The organism is Herpetosiphon llansteffanensis, from assembly GCF_003205875.1.
Classification (GTDB): domain Bacteria; phylum Chloroflexota; class Chloroflexia; order Chloroflexales; family Herpetosiphonaceae; genus Herpetosiphon; species Herpetosiphon llansteffanensis.
Map to the genome: position 1 here is coordinate 138,716 of NZ_PUBZ01000136.1, position 12,267 is coordinate 150,982.

Below are 12,267 nucleotides of genomic sequence, written 5' to 3' on the forward strand. Positions count from 1 at the left end.
TTCTCCGAGGGTTATGCTTCCAGCCTTCTGGAATGGTGCGCATGCAAACGAAGCTTATTCATCGATAATCGCATCCAACAGTGCATCATCAAAGGGCTGCTGATTGCGCAAATTATGCAGTTGTTGCTCATGCCCGTGCACCCTATCCATGCCTAAAGGTCGTTCTTGCTCCAAAACGGCCTGCATGCGTGATTCCGCTTCCGCCACATCGCCAAGCTTCCAATAGAGGATGGCTAGTTTCCACAGAATATCTAAAGCATTCAAGCGGCTATAATGCTGCATAATGGCATGGGCTTGCGTAAGTTTCTCGATTGCTTGGGCATAATCTGCTTTCAAAATAAGTAATTTCGCCTGACCTTGGAGCATATATGCCCGACCTTCATCAAAATTAAGTCGCTCAACAATCATAATTGCTTGCTCCAAGGCTGTTTGCGCTTGGTCAAGCTGATTTAATTTAAGGTGGGTTTGGCCAAGGTTATATAAGGCGCGACATTCATCTGCTTGATCTTCAAATTTTTGCGCCAATGCGATTGCTTCGATAAAATAACTGACCGCTTCTTCATTTCGATCGAGCGCTTTAAGTTTTACTGCAAGATTGTTAACTAACAGGCTTTCTGTTGAATCGTTAATTCCACTCAATCGGAAAACACGTAGGGCTTCAAGTTCCAATTCAAGTGCTTTTTCCAAATGGACTCTGCCACCCATTGCCTTGTAGCAGGAAGACATATCCGACAAAACAAGTGTTTGCAAGTTAAGATCTTGGATTTCAATCGCAATGTGTTTAACCCGTTCATACCAACTGAGTGCTAGCTCATAATTACCCTCATGAGCATAATTATTTGCCTGCTTCACACCAAGTATCCCTGCCTTATAGAATTCTTGAATGCGTAGCGCGGACTCAAATGCTATTTTGTAATCTTCAAGTTTAACAAATCGTCGTCCAAGCCGAATGGTATCAGTTTTTCCACTATACAAGGCCAACTCAACTAGAATCTGGTCGCTTGTTGGAGCATTGGGTTGTTCTTTTACCCAGTTCCATGTGGCCAAAAGATGGGCATGCTCCCGATCAAACCTATTAACACTTTCCGTTTGCACTAGACCGCCTGCCTTAAAATCCTGAGAGATCTGTTTGACAATTTCGACGCTGGCTTGAGCATAATTCAATTGCGTTTGTGACGCTTCCGCTTCATTCAGATAGCGTCGCAAGACGCTACGCACCAAGTCGTGCATGCGCCAGCGCTCTTGGCGATGCTCAAATTGGATCAAATTATGCGATGCCAGTTTATACAGTTGGTTTTCGTGCGCCATATTCAGCGTCAGCCCCGCCGTCGCCAACCCTAATTCGCTGCCGAAATCGGCCACCACCACGCTCAACTGGCGCGCCAACGCTTTTAATTCGCTCGGCAAGCGTGCATAACTCAAGGCCAACGATGCCGCCACGCTGGACTGTGGATCGTCGGGATGCTCCAAGGCTCCCAGTTGTTGCTGCTGATCCTGCAACTGGTGCAGATATTCAGCAACTGCCAACTCGGGGTTTGCCGCTAAAATGCTGGCGCTGATCCGCAACGCCAACGGCAAATAGCCACAGGCTGCCGCAAGCTGCTGGGCGGTTGACGCATCTAGGCGCGGGCAAATCTGCTCCAGCAAGGCGATTGCGTCTGGCTCCTGCAATTCCGTCAGATGCAGTTGGGCCATCATGGGCATCGCAAAGCGCAAGCGGCTGGTCACCAACAAACAATTGCCCGTCGGCGGGGTCAAATCCTGCACATGCGCCAGATCACGCGCATCGTCGGCCAAAATCAACACCCGCTTGCCCGTCAACAGCTCGTGATATGTAGCCAGCAATTGCTCGCGCTGTTCTGGCAGTTTCGCATTCGGCTGAAACTGACTGATCACGCTGCCCAATGCTTGCTCAACGGTCAGCGGTTGCTCACGCGAGCCATACAAATTCAGCACCAGCTGCGCATCGGGAAAATGCGGAATCAGCTGATGCGCCAGATAGATCGCCAACTCCGTTTTGCCCACCCCGCCCATGCCTTGAATGCCGCTGATCACCGCGCCACGGGCAGCAGTGCGCGCCACATCCAGCGCATAGCTGACTTGTTTGATTTCTGCGGTGCGGCCCACAAAATCGGCCAAGCTGGGCCGCAACTGGTGCAAGGCTGGTGCGCTGGTTGGTGCGATGGCAAGCGGCTGATCGCCATTGAGCACAGTGGTTAAGTGTTGAATCAGGGCTTTTTGGTGGCGATGATAGGTGGCTTTATGCACATTGAGCAGCGAGCAATAGGTCTCGACCGGTGCGCCAGGATAGGTGGTCAGCACCTGCAGCACGGCCTGCTGATTGGCTTCGAGGGGCAGTTGTTGCAGCTGCTGATAAAACGCGCTGAGACCACCGTGCTGCTGAATCGTGTGCCGCCAGCTCGTGTGGCTCAGCAAGCGTTCTGGGCGGTGCAACACATCCTGCACCGCCCGTTCGTTCCAAACCGTGGTTGTCATTGTGCCGCCTTTCGCTTAACTCGAATCCAATTCACCAGCAGGCTCAGCAAGCTGAGGCCCAAACTGAGGCCACTCACCCAGCTGCCAACGATCAAGCTCTGTGGCTGATAGCGAAATTCGACCGTGTGCTGGCCCGCTGCTAACCATACGCCGCGCAAGGCATAATTGGTGCGATAGAGTTTGGTTGGCTGGCCATCAACCGTCACCTGCCAATCACTCGTATAAGCATCAGCCAGCACCAACAAGCCTGCTGCTGGCGTATCAACCTGAACGGTGGCTTGATTTGGCCCATAGCGCAAACTTGGCGTAAGCGTTTGAGTCGGAGCCGGCCCAAGCGCTGGCACTGGCTCGGCCACAATTGCTTGGGTCGCAGGATCGAAATCGCTGGCTGCGAGCCGATCAAGCTGGGCCAAATCAGCGTCAATAACCTCGGTTTGATAGACCATCCAAGCCCGTGGCAGCACCTCAGGGTTACGATAAATTGTACCTTCATCGTTACGTTGCACCAACTCCAACGGTTGATACAGCTCAGGGTTAGGGCTGTTGGGAGTAAAGATTAGGTATTCCACATTCAGCATATTTAACAAGCGGCGCTGGTTGTAGGCCATGGTGAAATATGCGTGCAAGCTGTTGCCACCCTCGCCCAGTTTATGATAATCCTTGCCATCCATTAGCCTGGTTAGTCGATTGTATTGAGCCAAATAGAGCGATTGATAGCCGCGAATATCCTCAAGGCCAAAGGCGCTAAATACGTTGGTTGGCATGGCCTGATAGTCGGCCCCGAATACACGAAAAACGCCTGGCTGGTGCAACAGAAAGTTAATTTGGCGCGTTGGCGGATATAGAATCGCTGCATCTTGCAGAGCTGGCTCTGTTGCCAAACTGGCTTGCATATCAGCCGTGGCATGAAACAGATTTGGATCAACGCTGGTGTTATAGCTCCTGCCATACCAGAGCAAATCGCCAACTAAAACAATTAAAACCACAATATTGGCCCAGCGGCGGGGAATGCGGCTGATTAGCAAGCAAGCCAAGGCCACCATGCTTAGCCCAAAAATGCCAAGGCTGATTGGGTTGAGCGCCAAACGCAGCAGCGTGCTGTATTGGGCATAGCGCGAGTTGGCAGTGAATAATGCAATGTGTTGTAGCATCCAACCAGCGAGGCCAAGCATACCAAGCACTAAAACGCCACGTTGAAGCCAGAGCGCGCGGGTTGGCTTAGCCAGCGGCTGCTGTAAACTTTGCAGGCCATAGCCAGCCAACATCGCCATGGCAAACCCCCACAAGCCAAACCAACGCTGATGGTCGGCAAATTGACGATAGGGCGCAAGCAGCCACAGCAACAGTTGCAGCAACGGTGTGCCAACCGCAATCGCAAACGAGCCAAGCGCCACCAGTGCAAAGAGCTTCACGCCCCGTTGTTGGCTGCGCCAGATTGCTAGCAAAGCTAGGCCCAAGGTTAACAAACCAGCATATGGTTGCACGCCTTGCAACAAATGTGGTTGCCAAGCGCTCGGATTTTCGCGCGCAGCCCCATCGACAATCGGCAAGCCCAAGCGCAATAGCCAAAGCATAATCGAGCTAGCCGAACCAAGCCCTGAGCCAATATCGAGCCGTTGGCCTTGGGCCGATAGCGCAATTTGCGGCAACAATTGCACTGCGCTTAATCCCAATGCCAGCCCAATTGCACTACTAAATTGAGCAATTTGCTTGAAGCGCAAACGCCAACTTGGCAACTCACTTAGTTGATACAACAGCAAACAGCCAATCCCAAGATAGCAATAAAACGCCAGCTGAATTTGGCTGACCAACGGCAAGGCCAACACCAAACTTGCTTGCAGCCAATCGCGCCAACGCTGGCTTTGCGAGGCTCGTAGCACTGCCCAAAAACACCACGGCAGCATGGCACAGGCAGCGCTAAATTCAGGAAAATGCAGCCAATTGAGCAAAAAGCCACTCAGCATATAGCCAACTGCCGCCAAGCTGGCTGGCATTGGCGCAAGCTGCATGCGACGAGCAAATTTGTAGCTGCCAACACCCGCCAACCAAACATTGATCAGCGTGTAGATGCCAAAGGCATAGCGCAAGGGCAACAGCACAAACAGCCAACTCAGTGGGTAAAAAAAGGCCAATTGGCCATCGGCCAGCAACGGCGTGCCGGTTAAAATCGTCGGATTCCAGAGGGGCAACGCGCCTTGTTCAAGCAGTTGGTTGGTCACTAAGCGGCGCGGATAAATTTGGGTAACCAGATCGCTATTAATCGGATTGTTGACCGCAACCCGCTCATATGAGAAACGCCATGGATGCAGGTGGGCCACAATATCGAGCGGCAAAAACGTGTTGCCCAGCACAACCCGCCACATCAGGAGCAGAGCGACCAAGGTGATACAAAGATAGGGCCACCAGCGTTGCCACTGGCCTGAGAATGAGCGTTGTTCCATGGCGATAATTCCATTTAAAAGCCCATGGGCTGATGCTCAACCCATGGGCAACGATCCGACGCTCAATTATACGGTATTAGCTGGCCAAACGTGCTGGTCGGCGTTTGAACCACCACCACAAGCCAACAATCGCCACCAGCGGAAGCACAATCCAAAGGCCAAATTGCCAGCGTTGGCTTTGGGCCAAGGCTTGCTCAAATTGCGCAATTGGCTGACCATTGCTGGCACAAAAACCCGTGCCATCAGGCCGACAACGCTCAATCGGATCAAATCGTGATAAGTTGCTGAAGCACCAATAACACCCAACAAGGCTTGCAACGCTAAGCCCGCTTGCAAGGAGCATTGGCAAGAGTTTGGCTCTTGAATTTGGGCTGGTCAACTGACCAATAAGATAGCCCAAACCCAAGCTACTGAATAAAAAAAAGACCAATAAACCGCTGATCATCAACAGATCACTCAACCCTGCCATGTGCCAACTCCAAGCCAACTAGCGTTGATTCTTGCCTGAGGTAGTTTTATCGAGCTTAACCAAGTTCTCGCGATTGGCCAAAATTTCAGCATGCAGCTGATCTTGGGTCATCGAGGTGCCGTATTTGTTCCAGAGGTCGATGCCCATTTGCACGGTCAGCACATCGCCTGCATCGTTGGTTCCGGTCAGCGCATCGCCAAGGTTGGCTCCGTCTTGCAGGGTTTTGGTGTCGAAACCAGCAGCTGCGCCAACATAGCCATAGTGAATGTTCGACCAAATATCGTAGTAGTATTCGTTGGTTTGGTCGCCACGAATTGGGAAGTAGTAGTCCTTATCGTTTTTGAGGCCAAGCATATCGCCCAAAATCGGCTTGTGATCCCAATCGCTGCCAGCATGAACTTTGGCAGTCCACATGGTTAAAGCAGCAATGATTTTATCGCCAGAATTGCTGCCACTGAGCATATCGTACCACTTTGGATTCATGGCCGAATCGAGCAGCGATTTCATCTGTTTGACCACATCGCTTTGCGCATTGGTGACCATTTCTTGGTGCATATATTCGATGGCTTTATCGAAACGGTCGTAGTTATTGGGGTCAGCAGGTGCGGCTGGGGTTGGCGTTTCTTCAGCAGAAAATTGGGCGGCATTGGCGAACATGGACGTGCCGCCACCTCGGAAAGCTGAAACGCCTTCGGTCGGCGAGCCTTGGAACAAGCGCGCTGCTTCTTCTTCAGCTTGGCGCATGACCGTTTTGATTTGGATGGTCAGCGCTTGACTGGCCCGCAGCGCGGCGATCAAACGGCTAAATGCTGGAAAAACATTGGCTTGCATTTCGTTGGCAAACGCTCTCGCTGCATCGCCCTGCCATTGGCCACCAACCAGCGTATCGTGCATTTGACGAATGCTTTGGACGATTGCTTCGCTTTGGTCGGCTTGACGATTGAAACGATTGGCGACTTGCTCAAGCTGCTCATACTGAGCTTGAACGATTTCTGCGGTCATTCGTTCGTTCCTCCTACACAAATGGTGTTGAATTGGGGAATACGGAGGTGGGCTGAGGCTGGAATGAGTTGTATTCTCACCAACCAAAAGTATAACACGTTCAGCTCCGCCAACAGCAAAGGGGCAAATAGAAGTCAAAAATCAAAAAGGATCAGGCTATTGGCTATTGGCTATCGGAACATCATTCGTGCTGTTCGTGTGCTGCGTGGATCAAGGCTTTAACGCAGAGAAACGATGGTGCTTGGCTGAAGGCTTTGGGCTATAGGCTTTCGGACATTGCTTGAAACCCACAGCCAATAGCCAATAGCCTATAGCCATTCTTCGTGTCCTTTGTGTCCTTCGTGGATTAAATCAAACAAATCTGGCCAATCACTACTGGCAAATTGCCCAGCCAATTTCTGGGCTAAGCGCTTTGGTCGTAGCATCACTATACGTACCGATTAAACCTGCGACACAAGCCAATTCGTGCACTGAGCCATCAGGCAATTTGATGGTGATTGGCACGCTGGCCAAGCCACTGGGAAAGCTGCTGTTGCGAATGCCTTCGCCAACCACAATTGTTTTAGTTGGCGCAGAATCATTGTTTGGTGACTCACCAGATAGATACTCAACCAACATCGATTGATAAACAGCGCGATTGTGGGCAAAATCCAGTTCATGATCAAGCGCTCCATTTAACAGCGCCGATCGCGGCTGCTCAAATAATGGATTGCGCAAGGTTGGCCGCTGTTTGTCATCATTGATATAGGGAAACAGATCGGCAACCCAACCAGTCACGACTTCGCCGCCATATTGATCATACGGTTTGTAGAGCTGTTGCCAAAAGCTGTGTGGCGGTTGGCCTTCGCTGGTCAGAATCAAGCCCTCGCAAATTGGCGCAAGCCGCTCCGTCCACCAGGCCAAATCATATTCAGCGAGGCGTTGCACCCGCTCGGCAATTGAGCGCCAATCGGCAGGCGTGCCCAAAAGCGTGATGCTTGGAATACCGCAAATACAGACCGCACCATAATCGAAATAATGCTCAAAACCATGCATTAGCACAATCTGGCTGGCCGTGCGGCTAATCGCCGTGGTGGTTGAGAAATCGCATTGCAGCGTTTGGGCCAAATTGGCTGGTAATGTTTGGTTGAGCAACTGCGCCCAAAGCCCAATCGCATGCGCCCATGCCGCTTGGCTACTCAAATCATCAACTTCAATGTTAAGTTTTTGTTTCTTAGCATGATCGACAAAATGCTGGCGTAAATCCTCAGCATGGCAATTAACATGGTTGGCAAAGCCTTGCGCAATCGTCAGCCAAAGACAATCGGGCGTGAGCAGCAACGGGTAATGTTGGCTAAATGCAAGATGAATCGTGTGAATTAATGAATTATCGTTGTTGGTTTTGACCAACGGCTGCGCAGGATCATGGCTCATTTGGATGAACGGACGTTTGAGGCGTTGGGCAAAGTGAGTTTGGGCATCAACTAAGCTCAATTGGCTTTGATATGGCTCGACTGCATCGACCACAAATTGAATCGCGCCATGACGTTGAGCCAAAATTGGGGCAATTGCAGTCATTCTAGACCTCTCTCTAAAGTAATTGATCGATAGTTATATGCTCTCAGGTGCGCGAAAATGCTCCTGATCAAAATAATAATCGCTGCTCCCTAAGATCCGCTGAAAAAATTCGGCGATACTGGTGGCAATAACGACTGGTGCCTGATCACGGTTGGGATTGACCAAAATCACCCAACAAATACGACTCGAAACAGCGTGATAAACGATTTCGCGGCCATCACCGAGTTTGGCAAAACAAACCCAATCAGCATGATCAACTGCTGTTTGATAGGCATGTTGTGGCAGCAGATAGCAGGGATTTGTACTCGCAGCAAAGAGTGTCATGCTGGGAAAATATTTGAACATATCAGCCAACATAGCGGGCAATTGCTGATTCGTGCTCGATTTTTGGGCCAATGTAACCTGATGTTCAAGCCTGATGCGCCGCCAAAATTCAGTGTGATCGCGTTGCTGATACACAGCCCAGCCAATTTCTGGGCGAAGCTGGTTGGTTGCAGGATCATAGCTTGTGCCCAGCAAGCCCGCCATAAGCTTAACCAATTGCGATTGACCATGCTCGCGTTGGATTGTGGTTACTTTAGCTAAGCCAGTAGGGAAAACACTCGCATCTAGCTCGCTAACTGGAGTCGATTCATAATCAAAATCTAAGGTTTCAAGCTCAAACGGCACCATTCCTGCCAAATCGTCAGCGTTAAAGGCAACCTCAGCAGGCTCAGGTTGCGCCTGATTTGAATTGAGCGACGCTGGCGCAACAGGATCACCAAAAAGCTGGCGCTCAAGTTTCAACATTGGGTTACGCCGAAACATCCCCTGCTGGTTTAAATTTTTGATATAAGGAAACAGATCAGTAATCCAGCCATTGATATGGGTGCCACAACAATCGATTTTGTGATAGATCTGTTGCCAAAAACCATGCGGTGGTTGGCCTTCGCTGGTTAAAATCAAGCCCTCGCAAATTGGCGCAAGCCGCTCCGTCCACCACGCCAAATCAAACACCGCTAAGCGTTGCACCCGCTCGGCAATTGAGCGCCAATCGGCAGGCGTGCCCAAAAGCGTAATATTGGGAATACCGCAAATTGGTGTCATTTCATATTCAAAATAGGCTTGAAAACTCTCCAGCAACACAATTTGGCTGGCAATCCGCGTTGTCGAGGTTGTCGTCGAAAAATCACATTGCAGGGTTTGAACCAAATTTTTGGGCAGCGCTTGAGTCAGTTGGTCAACCCAACGCTCAATCGCTTCAGGCCAAGTTCTGACATTATCGACACGCAAGCTTTTTTTGCCCGAATGCTGCACTAAGCGTTGGCGCAGTTGTTGGTAATTTTGGTTGAGGTGCAAGCTAAAGCCTTGAGTGATGGTAAGCCAAATACAATCGGGCGTGAGCACCAACGGGTAATGCTGGCCATAGGCTAGCTCCAAACAACTCAATAATGGATGATCACTGCCAGTTTTGGCAAAGAGCTGCGCGTCAGTTTGGATCGTTTCCAGCGTTGGCAGCCCTTTCCAAATGGGCAACGCACTCGCTTGCTGGCAGGCTGGGGCTTGTTGGCAAGGCTCAACTGCATCGACCACAAATTGAATTGCGCCATGGCGTTGAGCTAAAATCGGGGCAATGGCCGTCATTCTACACCTCTCTAACTTGCGCGATCTGCTTGATAGGCCGATTCGATAATATTGCCAGCCAAAAAGCGCGAGCGCAGCGATTGCAAGGCAGCTTGTTTGATCGTTTGGGGGGCATCTCGGCGCAACAACACGCGTTGGGCATAATCGCCAAGGTCTTGAATTACCCGTTCATAACGATAATAGGCCAAGGCTTTATAGTCAATCGTTGGTTGGCCGTATCCCTCAAAAAACCATTGTTCTTCGTGGCGCTGCACCGGCACGCCAATCACCGAGCCGACCACAAAGCGCAAATCGCGCTCTTTGGGGGCAAACAGTGGGTAATCCCAATCGACAATATTAATTTGCTGAATCTGATCGAGCACAATGTTGGCAGTATGAATATCGCCATGGCTCAGGCCAAAATCACGCGCATTGGCGCGCAGATAATGCCCCAACTCACTGATACGTTTGATCACATAGCTAATTTCACGCGCCTTGACTCGCCAAAAATCAATTAATTCAGCGCTATAGCTATCGCCAATTGGCCAAGTATTGATGCTCTTGTGAATGGCTTGAACGGTTGGCAACCATGGCGGGCGAAACTGCTCCCAGCGCAGCATCTGGCGCAATGGCGGGCGCACCTGCATCGTGTGAATACGGCGTAACTGTTGGCCAAAACTCTGCCATTGTTGCGCCGACATCCCATGATCCATGCCCGTTGCGCCTTCGATATAGGGGTAGAGCACACTATGAAACTGTTGGCAACGCCCCCACAGCTGCTGGGTGCGGGTATCGACTGGCGCAACCACCGCCGCCACCCCGCGATCCTTGAGATAGCGCGGCAACAAAACCCCAGCTTGGTAGATCGAGCCATATTTGAGCTTCAGAAAATACTGCTGGTCGCTTGTTTGCACCAGATACAGCGCCGCCCGCGGATCATTACCACGATCGATTTGCTCGATGCGACAGGCCTCAATTGCATAGGTTTGGGCCAGATGTTGGCGAATTGTCGCTTGGTCGGGGGCGTGAGCTTGCTGCATACCAGACTTCCTCGATTGGATTAACAGGTGTGCTTTACGCCCTTGGAAAGCACGCAAAACGAGCACCATTGCCAGCGGCGTGCGCAACGTTCTCGCCACGAAAAACATTCAAGCGTGAACCCAAACAACCGCAGCGCTTAATCTGGTGCGAAAATGAAAACAGCCTGAGGCAATTGGCACTTGTTTGATTTGGACTTGCCTGTGGGAGCAGCGGCAAGGCATCAGCGCATAGTTGGTTAAGTATCGACCTAGCTGTTTTGAATGTCAAGCATTTGGCGAAGGATGAAGGATGAGGGATGAGGGATGAAGTAAAATCAAAAGGCAGAAGTCGAAAATCAAAAGAGGGGTCAGGGTCCAGCGATCAGGGGGCAGGCTACCGGCTGTGGGCTTTTGGCTAGCGGAACATCATTGGTGCAATTCGTGGAATTCGTGGCTAAAAAACTTAACCTTCGCGGTTTCAAAACTTCGTGCGCTTCGTGGTTTCAAAACTTCGTGCGCTTCGTGGATCAATGCCAAATAACTCCGATAGCCCATAGCTGTACTGGTACATTGGATTGGCAATCGTGTTCCCTCACCCCCCAGCCCCCGCTCCCACTGAACGCGGGCGAGGGGGAGCACCGTTTTCACCGACGAATGACGAACCAGCGTGTTAAAGCCCCTCGCCCGCGCACGGGAGCGGGGTTGGGGTGAGGGGATCAGGCGGTGGTTAACGTGATGTACCAGTACACATAGCCCATAGCCGATAGCCTCACACCTACCCCCTCGGCTAATTGCTCGTATAATGCACTTAATTGTTGGCTTTGGAGGAGTATACAATGGCACAGGTGATTGATCTGACGATTTACCCAATTAAATCGACAACAGGAATTAAGCTCGATCAGGCCCGTTTGGAGCTGCGTGGTTTTGCGAATGATCGGCGTTGGGCAGTCGTTGCCAGCGAAAATCGGCGTATTATCACTGCGCGCGAACATGGCAAATTGTTGGCAATTCGCAGCGCAATTACTGGCGATGGCTTGCAGGTGCAATTACCCACCCAAACTGAGCCACTAGCCTTGCCCAAGCTGTTTAGCCCGATTGAGCGAGTCAATTTATGGGCCGAGGAACAGCACCCAGCCATGGTCTATAACGAGGCAATTAATCACGCCTTCAGCGAGTATCTTGGCCTTGATTGCGTGGTGATTTATATGGGCGAAGGCTGTGACCGCGCGTTGCCAACCGAGATGGCTTCGGGCTACACTGGGCGCAGCGACGACCGTGTGAGCTACGCCGACGATTATCCAATTTTGCTGGCTTCGCAGGCTTCATTGGATGACCTCAATCAGCGGCTCGAACAACCAGCCAGCATGACCCAGTTTCGCCCAAATATTGTGATCGATGGCGAACGAGCCTACCAAGAAGATACCTGGCAGTGGCTGCAAATTGGCGAATGTTTGTTTGAAGTCGCCCAAGCCTGCCCGCGCTGCGTGCTGATCACAGTCGATCCAGCAACAGGCGATAAACATACCCAGCAAGAGCCATTGCGCACCTTGGCGCGCTATCGCAAAACTGCTGGCGGTGGCGTACCATTTGGCATTCAGCTTGTACCACGCAAGTTTGGCACAATTCGCCATGGCGATCAGGTCGTTGTGCTCAAGCAGCCTGTATAATTCAGCGATAGCAT

At 51.2% G+C, this 12,267-nt stretch carries 8 protein-coding genes; 1 reads left to right on the top strand and 7 read right to left on the bottom strand.

All coding sequences use genetic code 11. The features are described 5' to 3' along the window. Positions 1 to 54 precede the first annotated feature (54 nt). From C5S61_RS27710 to C5S61_RS22435, 7 genes are all read right to left on the bottom strand, one after another. Positions 55 to 2,496, bottom strand: a complete 2,442-nt coding sequence (locus tag C5S61_RS27710) for a tetratricopeptide repeat protein (RefSeq protein ID WP_110519056.1) — start codon at positions 2,494 to 2,496, stop codon at positions 55 to 57. Further along, a complete protein-coding gene (locus tag C5S61_RS22410; protein WP_110519058.1) occupies positions 2,493 to 4,937 on the bottom strand; it encodes a YfhO family protein in 2,445 nt (814 codons plus the stop codon). The genes C5S61_RS27710 and C5S61_RS22410 overlap by 4 nt, the downstream gene beginning before the upstream one ends. A 76-nt stretch (positions 4,938 to 5,013) precedes the next feature. After that, the gene (locus tag C5S61_RS22415; protein ID WP_110519061.1) at positions 5,014 to 5,406 is read right to left on the bottom strand and encodes a hypothetical protein; all 393 of its coding nucleotides are present in this window, start codon (positions 5,404 to 5,406) and stop codon (positions 5,014 to 5,016) included. 18 nt (positions 5,407 to 5,424) lie between these two features. Continuing rightward, positions 5,425 to 6,408 (bottom strand): WXG100 family type VII secretion target, encoded by a 984-nt coding sequence (locus C5S61_RS22420; protein ID WP_110519063.1) that lies wholly within the window; start codon positions 6,406 to 6,408, stop codon positions 5,425 to 5,427. A gap of 372 nt (positions 6,409 to 6,780) precedes the next feature. Then, a complete protein-coding gene (locus C5S61_RS22425; protein ID WP_110519065.1) occupies positions 6,781 to 7,965 on the bottom strand; it encodes a DUF4419 domain-containing protein in 1,185 nt (394 codons plus the stop codon). 33 nt (positions 7,966 to 7,998) lie between these two features. Beyond that, positions 7,999 to 9,588, bottom strand: coding sequence for a DUF4419 domain-containing protein (locus C5S61_RS22430; protein WP_110519067.1), 1,590 nt, complete (start codon positions 9,586 to 9,588; stop codon positions 7,999 to 8,001). Positions 9,589 to 9,599: 11 nt separating this feature from the next. Beyond that, a complete protein-coding gene (locus C5S61_RS22435; RefSeq protein WP_164689727.1) occupies positions 9,600 to 10,607 on the bottom strand; it encodes an aminoglycoside phosphotransferase family protein in 1,008 nt (335 codons plus the stop codon). A gap of 815 nt (positions 10,608 to 11,422) precedes the next feature. On the opposite strand from C5S61_RS22435, the gene C5S61_RS22440 reads away from it, so the two are divergent. Continuing rightward, positions 11,423 to 12,253, top strand: a complete 831-nt coding sequence (locus tag C5S61_RS22440) for an MOSC domain-containing protein (protein ID WP_110519070.1) — start codon at positions 11,423 to 11,425, stop codon at positions 12,251 to 12,253. The last annotated feature ends 14 nt before the right edge of the window (positions 12,254 to 12,267 follow it).